The organism is Bacteroidia bacterium (assembly GCA_037045145.1).
Classification (GTDB): domain Bacteria; phylum Bacteroidota; class Bacteroidia; order AKYH767-A; family OLB10; genus OLB10.
Genome location: JBAOIA010000011.1, coordinates 204,478 through 221,194, shown reverse-complemented (window position 1 = coordinate 221,194; position 16,717 = coordinate 204,478). Strand labels below are relative to the sequence as shown.

19 protein-coding genes are annotated in these 16,717 nt (G+C 36.3%); 6 read left to right on the top strand and 13 right to left on the bottom strand.

Annotated features, from left to right (window positions below; all coding sequences use genetic code 11):
- Positions 1 to 21: 21 nt before the first annotated feature.
- From V9G42_01940 to sufD, 4 genes are all read left to right on the top strand, one after another.
- Entirely contained in the window at positions 22 to 348 is a 327-nt protein-coding gene (locus tag V9G42_01940) for an iron-sulfur cluster assembly accessory protein (protein ID MEI2758175.1), read from the top strand.
- A 73-nt stretch (positions 349 to 421) separates the two neighbouring features.
- Positions 422 to 1,867, top strand: a complete 1,446-nt coding sequence (sufB, locus tag V9G42_01935) for a Fe-S cluster assembly protein SufB (protein MEI2758174.1) — start codon at positions 422 to 424, stop codon at positions 1,865 to 1,867.
- A 44-nt stretch (positions 1,868 to 1,911) separates the two neighbouring features.
- Complete coding sequence (sufC, locus tag V9G42_01930; protein ID MEI2758173.1) at positions 1,912 to 2,664, top strand: Fe-S cluster assembly ATPase SufC; 753 nt, start codon at positions 1,912 to 1,914, stop codon at positions 2,662 to 2,664.
- A gap of 11 nt (positions 2,665 to 2,675) precedes the next feature.
- Complete coding sequence (gene sufD, locus V9G42_01925; GenBank protein ID MEI2758172.1) at positions 2,676 to 3,980, top strand: Fe-S cluster assembly protein SufD; 1,305 nt, start codon at positions 2,676 to 2,678, stop codon at positions 3,978 to 3,980.
- 76 nt (positions 3,981 to 4,056) lie between these two features.
- Here sufD and V9G42_01920 read toward each other — a convergent pair whose 3' ends face one another.
- The 9 genes from V9G42_01920 to V9G42_01880 all read right to left on the bottom strand — a co-directional run bounded on the left by V9G42_01920 (position 4,057) and on the right by V9G42_01880 (position 10,107).
- Positions 4,057 to 5,328, bottom strand: a complete 1,272-nt coding sequence (locus V9G42_01920; protein MEI2758171.1) for an NAD(P)/FAD-dependent oxidoreductase — start codon at positions 5,326 to 5,328, stop codon at positions 4,057 to 4,059.
- Positions 5,329 to 5,407: 79 nt separating this feature from the next.
- On the bottom strand, positions 5,408 to 5,872 hold the full coding sequence (locus V9G42_01915) for a hemerythrin domain-containing protein (GenBank protein ID MEI2758170.1): 465 nt from the start codon (positions 5,870 to 5,872) through the stop codon (positions 5,408 to 5,410).
- Entirely contained in the window at positions 5,865 to 6,593 is a 729-nt protein-coding gene (ric, locus tag V9G42_01910) for an iron-sulfur cluster repair di-iron protein (protein ID MEI2758169.1), read from the bottom strand. The genes V9G42_01915 and ric overlap by 8 nt, the downstream gene beginning before the upstream one ends.
- 11 nt (positions 6,594 to 6,604) lie before the next feature.
- Positions 6,605 to 7,375, bottom strand: coding sequence for a methyltransferase domain-containing protein (locus V9G42_01905; GenBank protein ID MEI2758168.1), 771 nt, complete (start codon positions 7,373 to 7,375; stop codon positions 6,605 to 6,607).
- 162 nt (positions 7,376 to 7,537) lie between these two features.
- A complete protein-coding gene (locus V9G42_01900; protein ID MEI2758167.1) occupies positions 7,538 to 8,473 on the bottom strand; it encodes a tryptophan 2,3-dioxygenase family protein in 936 nt (311 codons plus the stop codon).
- A gap of 161 nt (positions 8,474 to 8,634) precedes the next feature.
- Positions 8,635 to 8,925 carry a hypothetical protein gene (locus V9G42_01895; GenBank protein MEI2758166.1) on the bottom strand — a complete coding sequence of 97 codons (291 nt, stop codon included), beginning with the start codon at positions 8,923 to 8,925 and terminating at the stop codon, positions 8,635 to 8,637.
- Positions 8,925 to 9,314, bottom strand: coding sequence for a group III truncated hemoglobin (locus tag V9G42_01890; GenBank protein ID MEI2758165.1), 390 nt, complete (start codon positions 9,312 to 9,314; stop codon positions 8,925 to 8,927). Before V9G42_01890 ends, V9G42_01895 begins: the two co-directional genes overlap by 1 nt.
- A 73-nt stretch (positions 9,315 to 9,387) precedes the next feature.
- Positions 9,388 to 9,621, bottom strand: a complete 234-nt coding sequence (locus V9G42_01885) for a hexameric tyrosine-coordinated heme protein (GenBank protein MEI2758164.1) — start codon at positions 9,619 to 9,621, stop codon at positions 9,388 to 9,390.
- Between the two features lie 51 nt (positions 9,622 to 9,672).
- Positions 9,673 to 10,107 (bottom strand): Rrf2 family transcriptional regulator, encoded by a 435-nt coding sequence (locus V9G42_01880; GenBank protein ID MEI2758163.1) that lies wholly within the window; start codon positions 10,105 to 10,107, stop codon positions 9,673 to 9,675.
- A 120-nt stretch (positions 10,108 to 10,227) separates the two neighbouring features.
- On the opposite strand from V9G42_01880, the gene recO reads away from it, so the two are divergent.
- Together recO and V9G42_01870 are read left to right on the top strand one after the other, a co-directional pair.
- Positions 10,228 to 11,010: a DNA repair protein RecO gene (recO, locus tag V9G42_01875; GenBank protein MEI2758162.1), complete on the top strand. Its 783-nt coding sequence runs from the start codon at positions 10,228 to 10,230 to the stop codon at positions 11,008 to 11,010.
- A 99-nt stretch (positions 11,011 to 11,109) separates the two neighbouring features.
- Positions 11,110 to 13,848, top strand: coding sequence for a 2-oxoglutarate dehydrogenase E1 component (locus tag V9G42_01870; protein ID MEI2758161.1), 2,739 nt, complete (start codon positions 11,110 to 11,112; stop codon positions 13,846 to 13,848).
- Position 13,849: 1 nt separating this feature from the next.
- On the opposite strand, the gene V9G42_01865 is transcribed toward V9G42_01870, so the two are convergent.
- From V9G42_01865 to V9G42_01850, 4 genes are read right to left on the bottom strand one after another with little or no spacing between them, the layout of a single operon-like run.
- Positions 13,850 to 14,530 carry an ATP-binding cassette domain-containing protein gene (locus V9G42_01865; protein ID MEI2758160.1) on the bottom strand — a complete coding sequence of 227 codons (681 nt, stop codon included), beginning with the start codon at positions 14,528 to 14,530 and terminating at the stop codon, positions 13,850 to 13,852.
- On the bottom strand, positions 14,514 to 15,488 hold the full coding sequence (locus V9G42_01860) for a hypothetical protein (protein MEI2758159.1): 975 nt from the start codon (positions 15,486 to 15,488) through the stop codon (positions 14,514 to 14,516). Before V9G42_01860 ends, V9G42_01865 begins: the two co-directional genes overlap by 17 nt.
- Complete coding sequence (locus V9G42_01855; GenBank protein MEI2758158.1) at positions 15,481 to 16,041, bottom strand: UbiX family flavin prenyltransferase; 561 nt, start codon at positions 16,039 to 16,041, stop codon at positions 15,481 to 15,483. The genes V9G42_01860 and V9G42_01855 overlap by 8 nt, the downstream gene beginning before the upstream one ends.
- Positions 16,041 to 16,664, bottom strand: a complete 624-nt coding sequence (locus V9G42_01850; GenBank protein ID MEI2758157.1) for an outer membrane beta-barrel protein — start codon at positions 16,662 to 16,664, stop codon at positions 16,041 to 16,043. Before V9G42_01850 ends, V9G42_01855 begins: the two co-directional genes overlap by 1 nt.
- Positions 16,665 to 16,717 lie beyond the last annotated feature (53 nt).

Here is a 16,717-nt window from a genome sequence, read left to right as displayed (position 1 = left end):
CACTTTTATAAGTACTTGAAAATGATAACAGTAACTGAAAAAGCCAAATCAAAAGCCTTAAGTTTAATGCAAGCAGAGAACAAGCCTGCCAATGCATTTATTCGCGTTGGTGTAGAAGGAGGCGGATGTTCGGGCTTAACCTATATGTTGGTTTTTGATACAGAGCTAAAACCGGAAGATAAAGTGTTTGAAGATAAGGGAATAAAAATAGTATGCGACAGAAAATCGTTTTTGTATTTAGTAGGTACAGAACTTGATTATACAGATGGTTTAAATGGCAAAGGGTTTCAGTTTAATAACCCTAATGCCTCAAGAACTTGTGGTTGCGGAGAAAGCTTTGCAGTATAAACTATGTAGGTAAATTTTTTTTATCCAATAAGTAATTTTAGAAATAATCTAAATAAACAAATTTTGTAAAACAGTGAGCGAAGATTTAAAAATAATAGATGAGGTAACGAGTGGCGAGTATAAGTGGGGATTTGTAAGTAACATTGAATCGGAGAATGCTCCCAAAGGTTTATCAGAAGACATTGTACGATTTATTTCGGCCAAGAAAAAAGAACCCGAGTGGATGCTTGAATTCCGTTTAAAAGCATTCCGTCACTGGCAAAAAATGCAGGAGCCACAGTGGGCTAATGTAAACTATCCAAAAGTTGATTTTCAGGATATCATTTACTACTCTGCACCTAAGCCCAAGAAACAACTCAACAGTTTAGACGAACTTGATCCGGAAATCAAAGCTACATTTGATAAACTTGGAATTTCATTGCTTGAGCAAAAACGCCTTGCGGGTGTAGCTGTTGATGCAGTGATAGATAGTGTTAGTGTCAAAACTACGTTTAGGAACGAGTTAAGTAAGTTGGGAATAATATTTTCATCGTTCAGCGAAGCTGTTCAGGAACATCCTGAACTGGTAAAAAAATATATGGGCAGCGTGGTTCCCTATACCGACAATTTTTATGCTGCTTTAAACAGTGCCGTTTTTAGTGACGGTTCATTTTGTTATATTCCTAAAGGTGTACGTTGCCCAATGGAGTTGAGTACATATTTCCGAATTAACTCAGCAGGCACAGGTCAATTTGAAAGAACACTTATTATAGCTGATGAAGGTGCTTATGTTAGCTATCTCGAAGGATGTACAGCTCCAAAGCGTGACGAGAATCAATTGCATGCAGCGGTAGTAGAAATTTATGCACATACCGATGCACAGGTAAAATACAGTACGGTACAGAACTGGTATCCGGGTGACAAGGAAGGTCGCGGAGGTATTTTTAATTTTGTTACCAAGCGGGGACTGTGTGCAGGAGAACGTTCTAAAATAAGCTGGACACAGGTTGAAACAGGCAGTGCTGTTACATGGAAATATCCAAGTGTAATATTAAAAGGTGATTATTCAACAGGCGAATTTTATTCTGTTGCATTAACCAACAATTTTCAGCAAGCCGATACCGGAACAAAAATGATTCACATTGGGAAACATACACGCAGCACTATCATCAGTAAAGGAATTAGCGGAGGTCGCAGCAACAATAGTTATCGTGGCTTAGTCCGCATTGGTAAACAGGCAGAGAAAGCACGAAATTTTTCGCAATGCGATTCATTACTGCTTGGCGATAAATGCGGTGCACATACCTTTCCTTATCTGGAGTGTGCAAATCCAACAGCCAAAGTTGAGCACGAGGCCACAACATCAAAAGTTGGAGAAGATCAGATATTTTATTGCAATCAGCGAGGCATCTCTACTGAAGATGCAATCGGACTTATAGTAAATGGATATTGCAAAGAAGTGTTTAATCAGTTGCCAATGGAGTTTGCTGTTGAAGCACAAAAACTATTGGCGGTTTCATTGGAAGGATCAGTCGGATAAAATTTAAATATAGTAGTCAGAAGAATAAAGTTTGTAAAAAAAGTATGTTAAACATTAAAAATCTACATGCCTCAGTCGAAGGTAAAGAAATATTAAACGGACTAAACCTTCAGGTAAATCCCGGAGAAGTTCATGCCATTATGGGGCCTAATGGTTCAGGAAAAAGTACATTGGCATCGGTACTTGCAGGACGCGAAGCTTATGAAGTTAATGAAGGAGAAATATCGTTTCACGGTGAGGATCTTATAGAGCTTTCTCCCGAAGACAGAGCACGAAAAGGAATATTCCTTGCATTTCAGTATCCGATTGAAATACCGGGTGTAAGTAATGCCAACTTCCTGAAAACAGCAGTTAATGAAGTGCGTAAGTCAAAAGGTTTGGATGCACTCGATTCAAAAGATTTTTTAAAGCTGATGAAAGATAAAATGCAGTTGGTGAAGATGGATAAAAGTATGACACAGCGCAGCGTTAATGAGGGATTCAGTGGAGGTGAAAAAAAACGTAATGAAATTTTTCAGATGGCCATGCTTGAACCGGAGTTATGTGTACTTGATGAAACCGACTCAGGACTTGATATAGATGCGCTCAGAATTGTATCCGATGGTATCAATGCATTACGTGATGGCAAACGATCTTTCATTGTCATTACTCACTATCAGCGATTGCTTGACTACATAGTTCCTGATGTTGTACACGTTTTGTATAAGGGAAAAATTGTAAAGAGCGGTCCTAAAGAACTGGCGCTTGAGCTGGAAGAGAAAGGATATGATTGGATAAAAGAAGAAGTTGAAATTTAAACCTGATTATTGTGAACTCATCTGTTGATACACTTTCTGTGACTAACGAAACAAGCATTGCCGAAGAGAATATTCCCTTTGACGGGCTGCAAAAATTGCGGCTCGAAGCATTAAATAAATTTTTAGAGAAAGGATTTCCTGATTCAAAACATGAAGAGTGGAAGTATCTTAACCTGAAACCTATCAGTGAGACAAAATACAATCACCGTGTGGTAGTATCACAATTGAAAGCTTCAGACCTTGAGCAATTCAACGATGCAGGCAGCGATACTGTGAATTTGGTTTTTATGAATGGACGTTATTGTTCTGAGTTTTCCGGACATCAAAGCCACAAACACCCTTTCAGTATTTATTCGCTCGAAAGCAGAGAAGCAGAGCTGTATTTAGAGACTTTGCGTAATTCGGAAGACGAACCTTTTCATGCTTTGAATACTGCTTTTCATCAGGGCGGTATCATGATTCATGTTCCTGATGATTGCCGTATGCCAATGGCTATTCATCTTCTTCATGTTAACGATTCGCAAGTAGAAGCTGTTGCAGCACACCCTAAATGTATAGTTGTTGCCGGAAAAAATTCAACATTTCAGGTAATAGCAACTTATCATTCACTCAATAATTTCCCATCACTCACAAATACGGTGACAGAATTTCTTATAGGTGAAAATGCAGTTGTTGAATTCGACATCAAACAGAATGAAAACAGTAATGCCAACCATATTAACAGAGTTTATGCCCGTGTACAACGCAATGCTGTATTTGATATATTTACTGTAACAATGGGCGGTGCTTTAGTTCGCAACAACCTTGAAATTATTTTAAGTGAACCCAATGCCTGTGCGCATCTGAATGGACTCACTGTTGCTGATGGCTATCAGGTGGTGGATAATCATACAGTGGTGGACCATGCAAGTCCAAACTGTGAAAGTAATCAGTTGTACAAAAATATTTTGGACGACCATTCACAAGGGGTTTTTAACGGAAAGATTTTTGTTCGAAAAGATGCACAGAAGACCAATGCTTTTCAAAGCAGTAAGAATGTATTGTTGAGTAATACTGCCGTGATGAATGCTAAGCCACAATTAGAAATTTTTGCAGATGATGTAAAATGCTCACATGGCGCAACCACAGGTCAGCTGGATGATGATGCATTGTTTTATTTTCGTTCGCGTGGTATTGGTGAACGCGATGCACGAGCTTTACTGAATTATGCATTTGCCAGTGATGTTATTGAAAAAATCAATAATGATGCGCTTAAATCAAACTTGTTAAAGCTACTATCACAAAAGTTAAATACTACGGTTGAATTTGAAGAGTAATTGAAATACACTTCGGTTACCGTATTTACGAAGTTAGATTTCCTTCCTTTAGAATTATTATAGATTTAATCAGAAACTATTTCCTCTTATAAGGAGGAATAATCAATCTGATATTTCTGTCATAGTTAATATAGTTCCACAACCAGTTAATGAATACCACCACCTTGTTTCGAAATCCGACAAGCAGCATTAAATGTAATGCCATCCACACCATCCATCCTGCAAAACCTCCAAAACGAATATTGAAAGATTCTGTTACCGCTCTGTTTCTTCCAACGGTTGCCATTGTGCCTTTGTCAAAATATTTGAATTTTTTAATCGGCTGTTGCCTTATCTCCTGCTGTATGTTTTCAGCAAGCAATTGTGCCATCTGAATTGCAACCGGTGCCACCTGTGGATGTCCGTTAGCAAGGTTTGTAGTAGTCATACTTGCAACGTCACCAATAGCAAATATATTTTCATAACCTTTTATCTTACAATATTCGTCAACAATATATCGCCCCCGATTATTAAGGGCATCGTCACTTAAGCCGGAAATTGTAACGCCTTTAATTCCTGCAGCCCAAAGAAGATTTTTACTTGGCAATACTTTATTGTTTTTAAAAACTACTTCTTCGCCATTATAAGACGACACCTGTGTTTCCAGCCAAACTTCACATCCTAACTCTTCTAAATATTTTAATGCACGATGCTGGTTTACCTTACTCATTGCCTGCAGAACAGTGTTTGTGCCTTCAATAAGCAGCACACGCATTTTTCTGAAATCAAGTTCGGGGTAGTCGTTTGGCAGCACATGTTTTTTTAACTCACACAAGGCCCCTGCAAGTTCAACACCTGTTGGGCCACCACCAACAACGGTGAATGTCATTAAAGCCTCTTGCTCTTTTAAACTTTGCGTGAGCAATGCCTGTTCAAAATTTTGAAGTATTAAACTACGGAGGTTAATTGCTTCAATGACGGATTTCATTGGCATGGCATGTTGAGCTATGTCAGCATTACCAAAATAATTAGTTGTTGTTCCGGTAGCAATTACCAGATAGTCGTAAGTTATTTCCCCAACTGTAGTTTGAACGGTGTTTTTTTCAGGAATTATATTTTCTACCTTTCCCCAACGAAAAAGAAAGTTTTTTTGTTTCTTAAAAATTTTTCGGATGGGATAGGCAATAGAATCGGGCTCCAAACCCGAAGTGGCAACCTGATAAAGTAGAGGTTGAAAAGTATGATAGTTGTTTGTGTCAAACATCACTATTTGCACACGAGCATTGCGGAGTGATTTGGCTAATTGTAATCCACCGAAGCCGCAACCGATTATAACAACACGTGGAATTTTCAGATCAGGAATATTCATATAAAAGCTCTTTAAAAAACTGATGTTGCGTTAAACATCACAATGTGATTTAATGCCCTTGGTCTGAAATATTAGAAAACTATTTTTTAGCCACCCAAAACTCATCACTGTAGTTGTCATGAAATGGTTCATTGTGCACTGCAGCCATGTCTTGTAATTGTTTTGCCGATGCTGCATTTTGAATTTCATTAAACAACTCTCTTTCTTCAAAACGAATGTGCCTGTCAAGTTCGTTTTGTAATTCATCCAATTGTTGAATGGTTTGTTCTTTACTAAGAAAAAGATTCCTAAGCTTTTCATGATGCTGCATAGCTTTTTTAATGCTTGCATGATCGCTTCCTAATACCGGATACAAGTTATTTTCTTCCAACTCAAAATGATTTTCAAGATAACTTGACCAAAACCAATCAACATATTTTTTAATTCTTTCGGCAGGTATTTTATTCTTTATTCCCTGTCTGATTTTCCAGCCCAGCAAGAGGGCGTGATGATGATCGCGACTTATTGGCTTAAGTGCTTCATTTCTTTTTATCGGCTCACTCATGATATATGTGTTTTTCAAGTTCTAATGCCTTTGGAAAAAGGATATTATTTTCGAGATGAATATGCAAGTGCAAGTCATCTTCAAATTCTTTGAGCATGGCAAACGATACTCTGTATGTGTTGCAAGCGTCCTGTGGTGGATTGTATTTGTTGCTTAACTCCTCAATTTTTCTGAAACGCTCACCTTCGTTATTATGTTCATGCATCATCATTTTAATCGGATTATTTACCGATCCAAACTGTGGTCTTTCAGGTGTTGTTTTTTGCATTTGTGCTTTCACCATTCTTCTTACTGCCGGAAATAGAATCAACTCTTCTTTTTTCATGTGCATGGCTAACTCGCCCGCAGAATCGTTAAAAAGTTGGTTGATTTCATACAACTCCGGATGATGTTCACCATGTACTTTGCAAATTTTATCTAAATAGGGTTTTATCTCCTGAATTTTTTCTTCTACATAACGATGATGTTTTTTCTCAATGTAGTCGGCAAGTAAATCCAATGGCCAGGAATTAAAATCAGTCTGTGCTGCTGATATTTGCTGCGAAACCTGATTTAGTTCACCAATGATGTTTGTTACAGACATTTCTTTTTGTTTGCACACCTCTTCGAGTGTGCGATTACCATTACAACAAAAATCTATACCGTTTTGTTTAAAAACTGTTGCTGTTCGGTAGTCTTTAGCAACCAAGTCGCCAACAATAGTGTCTTTTGTGATTTGCATAATTTTTATTTTTAAAGTTTTTCAGCAATTATTGCAATTGCATTCATGTGATTTTGATACTGTTTGAATACTTTTCTCATTTCAAGAATTCTTTTTCTTGCTTTTGGATGCGTGAGAATGTTCCAACTGATTTTTGCAGCTCCTATCAAACCTTCATCATCTATTATCCGATTCATTTCAAGAAGGTGCATGCCGTTGGTCATAACTTTTTTTACAGTAAAACCTTCCTGTTCCAGCAAATGTTTCCATTCGTTTTCAGTGAGTGGACGGGCATTAACTTTTATTGATAAAGCCAAATCTCTTTGAATTTTGCTTTTTAATGTTTCATCTACATTGGTAAGACCTAATTCATGAATGGCATACCAGCCTCCTTTTTTGAGAATGCGATGTGCTTCTCTGATAATTTCAGACTTTCTATGATCGGCATGCATGGTTAGCATAGCTTCTCCATAAACTTTATCCTTTGATGCGCTTTTGAGATTTGTTTGAGATGCATTTCCGAGATTAAAAGATGCTTGCGCACTTTGTAGTTTTTTACTTAACATTCTCACAATATCTTCATCAGCATCTATACCAACATACGAATGTAGTTTGTGCGCAAGTGTAAGAGATGCTGTAAATCCCATTCCGGGAGCAAACTCAACTACGTCATCTGAAGCGTTAAAAGCTAAGCTATCAATTAATTTCTTGGTAAGTTCTTTACCACCGGGGCGTAACACCCTTTTACCCATTTTGGCCAATATCCAGTGGCCATGTGCTTTCTGTATATCTTTAGTATCCATGATTATTTATTTTATGATCTTTAATAATTAATAAATAATAACCACAAGTTCTGAATCTATTTGACAGTGCAGGTGTTGGGTGAGAGGATATCTGAAAATGGTAAAGTTTTTTTCAGATATTAAAGCAAACAAGTTGCTTTTAGAATCAAAACGGTGCTATTATTATGATTTGTTATTCGTTGTAGTTTGAAATTCGTTGCTTCCCCAGTTTGCAATTTCTTCTTTCGTCCATAATGAAGGGAAGAATTTTCTTTGTTGATATTTTGGATGTAAATACTTTTTCCATTCGCTTCCACCGGTAGCAGCTTTGTTTTCTCCTTTTAAATCGAGATAATGCTGTGCTGTTTCAAGATGAACTATTGGCCAGGCTACATTATACATGTGATCAAATTCTTTTAACTTCGTTTTAAGCGCATCAGAACAATTTCCCATTTGCATCACTTTATCTTCTATAGTGTTGCCTTCTACTTTTTTTGCTAGTGCAATGAAGCTTGCTAAATATTTTTCTTCAAACAGTTTTAAAGTCATAGATTTTTTTCCTGTCTTACGGTCTATACCTGCATCTTTCCAATAGATATGTTCAAAATAATCTTCTATTGATGGATTGTTTCCTAATCTTTTTCTTCCTTCTTCATTCATTAAATTTTCCAATCGTGTCAGGTAAATTTCAATGAATCGGAATTGTGCCGATTGAAATCCACTTGCAGGAGCCAGTGTACTTCTGAAAGTATTGTAATCATCATAGTTCATTCCATATTTCATAACATCAAAGGAGGTTATCAGCATGGATGTATAACGGTTGAGGCGGTTGATTTTATCAATCCAAATGTGTTCTGCAAATGGATCAAAAACCATTTGTTTTATTTCATGTACCATCATTTTCAATACAAGCTCTGTGACCTGATGATACATCACAAAAATTTCTTCGTCTTTGAAATTCGTTCTGGGTCTTTGCAGCGATAAAAGTGTTTCAACTTCTACATAGTCCCAATAGGTAATGGGTTTTGCATGTAAAAGTCCTTTCAGATAGGTTTCTGAATTTTCACCTGTTTGCTGATATTTATTTTCAATTTCATTAATTAGTTTTTCATTGTTCATGTTGTTATGTTTTTAAAGAGTGTTAAAATAAATGTTGCTAAAAATACCACTTTAACCACTTCAAGTCCTGCATAGTAAAAATGAAGTTTAGAAGGCAAAACCGGCTTACCGTTTATTTGCATTTGTGCTCGGGCATCAAGTTGTGGCAAAAGCCAAAGTGTCTAAAATAATAATATAAGTAACGGAATAAGATAAAATATTCCCTGCCCTCCATTGACGGGATTGATAAATTGTTCTTTAGCTAAAATAAGATTACAGATAATTAATGTTGCAAGAACCCATTCAATTTTGTTGAGTGCATTGAAAACTAACCTGCCAATACCTAAACCTAAGGGTATAGTAATTCCCGGTGCTCTGAATTTTAGCCAGGCTTCCATAAAACTTATTGCACTAACAAATCCAATCCATAGTGTGGATGCAATTAAGGCTATGGGCAGATGTACAACAGTCATTATAGTGGAGTAGTGGAACTGTTTTTAATATATTCAATCTTGTAATGAAACATATCTGCCATTCGCTGACCTTGCCATTTGGCTTGTTCTGCTTTTTCACCAGCAAAGTTTTCATCAACAGTTTCGGAAAATAGTTTTATCCATTGCTCAAAATGACTTTTATCTACCGGCATTTTAGCATGTGGAACAAATGGACTGCCAAAGTAAGTTTGATCATCTAATAGAATTGTTTGCCAAAAGCGATACATCTTTTCAAGATGTTCGGGCCATCTGTTTTTTATAATACCATTAAAAATAGAACCTAATTGTTCGTCATTGCGAATTTTACTATAGAAGCCATCCACCAATAATTGTATATCGTTTATGTTTTCAATATCTTTCATCACCATTACTGAAAATTAGTTTGTTTTAACTTTAATGTAAATCTTTTAATTGTAATGCTCATTAGTAAAATGTAAAGAATTACTTCCAATAATTATTTGCTGCTGCCACAGTCTGAAATTCTAGTGCTATTACATTAGCAGAAGCTATCAGTTGTTTTGTGTCGGATGCATAATCGTCACGTAGTTTTTTTCTTACCTCCGGATTTGTTTGTATTGCTGCAATTGATTTTCTTGCCATTTTAATTGCTAATTCTCTTCCCTCCTGAGGTGTTTTTGTGATTAGCGATGGTAGCCATATTTCTGTAGTCTCCATTGTTTTGTGTTTTTTATTGTCTATTGAATATTTCTGATTTAAATAAATTTATTATCTCATTAAAACTGTTTTTCCGGACTTTAGTCCTAATGCCAAATCGTAAACAGTAGTTGTAGTTAACATTTCTTTTATTTCTTTTCTGACTTTAATAAATTTATCGTGCATAGGGCAGGGCTGTGCTTTACTACATTCACTCAGTCCCATACCACAGCCATTATATAATGAATCTCCATCAATGGCATTGACGATGTCGCTCATTTTTATTTTTTTCATGTCCTTAACATCAATAAAAAATCCCCCGTTAGGTCCTGTATAGGAATTTACGATATGATACTTGGTTAATGAGCCCAGAACTTTTGCAGTAAAAGCTTCAGGTGATCCGGAATTTTCTACAACATCACCAATTTTTACGCGCTTTCCATCCATGGATTGTGTTGCTATATATATTATGGCCTTTATGCCATGCTCGCAGGCTTTAGAAAACATTGTTGCGTTTTTTCAGGGTACAAAAGTAGGAAGTTTTTTATTTACGACAAAAATATCGTAAATTATTTTTAAATGTCAATTTCATTGTATTTATGCAGTGTTAAAACTGTTTTTATATTTATGCTGAATCGTCAGAATCATGTCATAAATTTGCAGCAAAATACGCAGAACAGAAAAAACGGAATGTCAGCCTTGCATAACACAGACGGAATTGTTTTGAACATGTCGCCCTATGGCGATTCATCTGTTATTGCTAAAATTTATACAGAAAAATTTGGCATACAGACCTATCTGGTTAATGGTGTGCGTTCTTCAAAGGCAAAAAGCAAGAGTGTATTTTTTCAACCTTTATGCTTACTGCAGCTTGTTGTTTATCATCGTCCGGACAAAGGACTTCAACGCATAAAGAATCTGGCTTTTGCAAACCGCTTTATCACTATTCCCTTTGATATTACCAAAAGCACACAGTCAATTTTTATGGCAGAATTGCTATACCGTACTATTCGTGAAGAAGAGGCTAATCCTGCACTTTTCAGATTTTTGTTTGATAGCATAGTTCAACTCGATAATTCATTAACAGCCAACCCTGATTTTCATCTTTTTTTTATGATAAAGCTTTCTGCATTTCTCGGTTTTGGACCTACAGATAATTATGAGGAACAATTTTGTTTTGACTTGAAGGAGGGTAATTTTAGTTCAAAAAACTCGTCACATCTCTATGTCATTGATTCATCAACTTCGTTTTTATTACATCGATGTCTTAATTCATCAATCAATAATCCACAATTTAATCATAAACAGCGAACAGATTTAATGAATGTTTTGTTGCAATATTATCAACTGCATCTTCCGGATGGTTTTCGTTTGCAAAGTGTTGATATACTAACCGAACTGTTTAATTGATGAGTTTTTAAATACAGAATGGCTATTGAGCTAACCAAAATCAGTTTTTACACCGGCAAATTGACTACCTTTGTGCGCTGAATTCAGTTATTTTTTAATGTGGAAAAGAAACGTACTTACCTCGGTAATGCTGATCCGGTAGCGATAGAAGCACTTTATAACTCATATCTTAAAGACCCGCAGTCAATAGATCATACCTGGCGGACTTTTTTTGATGGATTTGAACTGGCAAGGAAAAGCCAATCGCCTGATGGTGGCAATGTTGTATCGGCAGCAAATGCAGCACATATAGAAAAGGAGTTTATGGTATTGCGATTAATTAGTGATTATCGCAAACGTGGACACTTATTTACAGATACCAATCCTGTTCGTGAGCGCAGGAAATATCAACCTACATTAGATATTCAGCATTTTGGATTGTCTGAGAGTGATCTGCCTACGCTTTTTCAGGCAGGTCATCAAATTGGAATTGGCAAAGCATCATTATCAGATATTATCGCACACCTACGCGACACGTATTGCCGCAGTGTTGGTGTGGAGTATAAGTATATCAGAAGCCCGGAAGTAGTAAAATGGTTTGAACAAAAAATGGAGAGCTGCAAAAACAGCCTTGAGTTTACTATTGATGATAAAAGAAAAATTCTGAATAAGCTGAACGAAGCTGTTGCATTCGAAAATTTTTTACATGTAAAGTTTGCTGGACAGAAACGTTTTTCACTCGAAGGTGCCGAAACAACTATTCCTGCACTCGATGCAGTAATTGAATTTGGTGCCAAAATGGGCATCAAAGAATTTGTTATAGGCATGGCACATAGAGGCCGCCTGAATGTACTTGCAAATATTCTCAATAAAGGCTATGATGAAATTTTTACTGAGTTTGAAGGAAAAGCTTTTGAAGATAATGCCTTTGGTGGTGATGTAAAATATCATCTTGGCTATTCTGGAGATGTTGAAACTTATGATGGCAAGAAAGTACATATTTCATTAACACCAAACCCTTCGCATCTCGAAGCAGTAGATGCATTGGTACAAGGAATAGTTCGTTCAAAAATTGATGCTCAAGGGGGAACAACAGATGATATTGCACCGATTTTGATTCATGGTGATGCTGCGATAGCAGCACAAGGTGTGGTTTATGAAGTTATTCAGATGTCATTACTCAAGGGTTATTCTACGGGAGGAACTATACATCTTATTATAAACAATCAGGTAGGTTTTACAACTAATTATATTGATGCACGATCAAGTACCTATTGTACCGATGTTGCAAAAGTAACTTTGTCACCAGTGTTTCATGTCAATGGCGATGATGTTGAAGCGCTCATTTACACAGTGAAATTGGCGATGGAATATCGTCAGAAATATCATCGTGATGTTTTCATTGATATTCTTTGCTACAGAAAATATGGGCACAACGAAGGTGATGAACCACGTTTCACGCAACCACTTTTGTATAAGGCCATTGCTTCACATCCAAACCCAAGAGAAATTTATATTCAGAAATTACTTTCACAAGGCGAGATAGAAACAAACCTGGTGAAGGAGATGGAAAAATCATTCAAAGCATTGCTTGAAGAAAAATTAAGTGTTGCCAAAAAAGTTGAGAAAACAAAAGTTCCTAACTTTAAAGATGGTGCATGGAGTAAACTCCGCTTTTCAACTCCTGAAGATTTTGTTCAGTCTCCGGATACAACAGTTAAGTCACAGGTATTATTATCAATTGCAGAAAAAATTACAGATCTTCCGGCAGATAAAAAGTTTTTTAATAAGATAACACGACTTTTCAGTGAAAGAAAAGAAATGTTAAAAGGTGATGGCAGGTTGGATTGGGCAATGGGTGAACTATTAGCTTATGGAACCTTACTTTATGAAGGGTTTCCTGTTCGTTTGAGCGGACAAGACTGTGAACGCGGCACATTCTCACACCGACATGCTGTTGTTCGTGTTGAAGATTCTGAAGAGCAATATACACCACTCAATCATATTTCAGACAAGCAAGCACGATATTACATTTACAACTCGCTGTTGTCGGAGTATGGTGTTTTAGGATTTGAATATGGTTATGCATTTACATCACCCAACAGTTTGGTTTTGTGGGAAGCACAGTTTGGCGATTTTGGAAATGGTGCACAAATAATTATTGATCAGTATCTGAGCAGCGCAGAGGACAAGTGGAATCGTATGAATGGATTGGTAATGTTGCTGCCTCATGGTTATGAAGGACAAGGTGCCGAACATAGCAGCGCACGTATGGAGCGTTTTCTTACGCTAAGCGCAGAATATAATATGGTTGTTACCAACTGTACTTCACCTGCTAATTTTTTCCACGCTTTAAGACGTCAACTTAAATGGTCTTTTAGAAAACCTTTGATTGTATTTACACCAAAGAGTTTGCTTCGTCATCCGCTTTGTGTTTCTACCATCAGTGATTTTACGGATAAAATATTCAGTGAAGTAATTGATGATACAGTTAAGGCTAATGAGGTTTCGCGTGTAATCTTTTGTACAGGTAAAGTGTATTTTGACCTATTACAGCATCGCACAGAAGAAAAAATTTCTGACATAGCTTTAATCAGAATTGAGCAGCTTTATCCTTTCCCACATCAGCAGGTTGAAAAACTGCTAAGGAAATATTCAAAAGCAGATGACATTATCTGGCTGCAGGAAGAACCTGATAATATGGGTGCATGGAGTTTTATAAAACGGATGATGCCGGATTTGAACATCAGACTTATTGCACGTGTTGAAAGTGCCAGTCCTGCAACTGGATCACACAGTGCTCATGATGAAGAACAACAACAATTAATTAAAGCAGCATTTGAGAAAGTAACTGTCTAAATTACTTTTTTAGAATTGAATTGACCTTCTCGGTGAGATTAGAAAATAATACATTTTCAATTTCGTTAAACTGTTCAGGCTGAAATTGTTTTTCAAAACGTCCATTTTGAATCAAATGAATTTCAGCACACAATGATGTCAATGGGGAAAGAATGTGTGATGAGAGAAATATTGTTTTACCATTTTCAGCTAGTTTTTGAATCAGCATTTCCAGAATTTTATTCGATTCTAAATCCAATCCGTTAAAAGGCTCGTCTAAAATATACACCGGTTTGTCCTGACAGATAATTGCAATCAAAGCCAGCTTCTTTTTCATGCCTGTAGAGAAAGTATCAATCAACTCATTGGATTTTAACTGAAGCAGTTCAATCAAATTCTTTTTATTGAAAAGTAAATTATTGGATGGAAAAAGCGAAAGATATTCTTCGGCAGTAATGTTATTATAAAAGTAGTTTGTTGTTTCCAGATAGGCTGCATCACAACGCTCAAATGGTTTATCGTTTAACAAAACGGCTTGTACATCACGCTTTAAATACTTGCATACGGCATTAAAAAAAGTTGTTTTTCCGGCACCATTAAGACCAATAATACCAAGTGTTTTTCCTGTATTAAAATAATATTTTTCAATATTAATCACCTGTTGTTTATCAAAAGAAATTTTCAGATTATTGATGCTGATCATGAAAGTAGTAATCTAAGTTTTGAAGAGCGCTTTTATACTTTATAGTTGCAACAACTATGGGAAAAGGAATGGTGAATGGAAGAGCCGGTGAAATAGAAACTATAGATAGCAACATACTTCCTGCTGTTAGTTTTTCATTGGGTTTGTAAACAGCATATTTAATCAACACTGCACAAATAACAACAAGTGTGTATAAAGAATAAATCAGTATGTTAACCCACCAAATTTGAGGATGAAAAAATATATTCGCCAATACCGGAATAAAAGTTATCTTTAAGTAAAGTGACAAAGAACTAATAATTTTACTTCTTAGCAGTTGTTTGGCATTTTCATGTAAATAGAGAAGTGACAATGGTTCTCCAAATTGATAAAACCCGGCAACTGATATGGTGATTAACCACAGGAATATTAATGGAAAAAACTTTAAAAAACAGGACGCATACAAACCAATAATAAAGACTGCGGCAATACCTTTAGAGTTACGAATACCGCTCCTCCATTCAAACATTCCTGAAGGTATCCATCTTGTAAGTTTTGGAAAAAGTAAGGTTGTTGAATTTCCGGGAACAGTTAAAGCTACTAAGAGACAACCTGCAATTATTATGCATCCTGATGCAAAAAAACCTTTTACAAATAACAAGATAAAAACCGGAAGAGTCAACAAGAGGTATTCAGATGTCAGGATAAAATACGGATTCCATAATTGTTGTTTGATAAATGTCAAATCATTTCTGGTACTATGAATAGCATACACAGTTATAATCAATAAAGCCGATAAATAAAAACTATGAATTTGTGTTTGCACCAAATGATAAAATAAAAATCCAAAAATCCCGACAATGATTAAGAGTATAAGACTGTAAAGCCATCCGGTTCTAATCAACTCGCGTTTAAGTTGCTGCAATCTGATGAAAATAAGATTGGAAAGCATATCAAATGCCGAAGGCTGTTTACTCATTCCAGCGGAAACTGTTTAAACTAAATCCTGCAAGATCCAACGCACGGTCAACTACTGTTGCTGCCACATCATTGATAGTTTGCGGCTTGCTGTAGAAAGACGGACATGCAGGGCAAATTATTCCTCCGGCTTCAGTTATGGCTTTCATATTGTTGATATGAATAAGATTCAACGGCATATCACGTGTAACTAAAATAAGTTTTCTGCGCTCCTTGAGTATTACATCTGCTGCGCGTGTTATCAGATCGTTTGAAATTCCTGCAGCAATCCTTCCCATTGTTCCCATGCTGCATGGAATAATAATCATAGTATTATATTGTGCTGACCCAGATGCAAATGGTGCATTGAAATCCATCGTATCATACCTTTTAAAAGAAAATGTTTTAAATGAATCATTACCTAATTCATGTTGCCACACAGCTGTTGCGTTTTTTGAAAATACTATTGCAACATCTGAAAATTGTTCTTTTAACATTGACAATTTATCAAACAACATTGATGCGTAAATACTACCGCTGGCACCGGAAACGGCAACTACTATTTTATTTTTCATTATTGCTTTTGTTTGTCTTTTGAACTAAAAGTATAAGTAAGAAAAAATGCCAAACCGCTATTGTATTGTCCGCTTTTAAAATAACGTGTGTCTGCACCCATTTTACGAATGGGCAACAGCGAATTTGACAAGCGCATATACAAACCAACTTTCTCGCTGAAGTGAAATGATAGCCCACCCGCAACACCTAGTTCTGTTTTTTCAAACTCTGGTCTTTCTGTCAACTCTCCTGCTATATCTTCTTCTTTCTCACCTACCAGTACACCAAAGGTAGGACCAACATGTAATCCTATTTTTTTAGATGCATGATAAGTATAATTAAAATGCACTTCCAGATAATTTAAACTCATTTTGTAATAGTCGGCATTGATGTTGTCTTTCGATGTAGGAGTTTTACTTCCTTTCTGAATAAACAACAACTCCATGGCAACATCTGATTTTGGCGTTACAGACAAAAAGGTACTGCCTCCGAACATTACTCCCGCTTTATTAAACCCCCCTAATTCATCACCGGAAACTTGTGATGCATTGACACCGGCAATAATGGAAGCTTTGAACGATTGTGCATTTGCAATGAAGGGCAACAAAAGCAAAATCAATATTTTTTTAAAAATGCTAAACATTGTTTGAGTATTATATACAACAAAAGTAAAAATTAACAGGTTGTAAAGGTTGG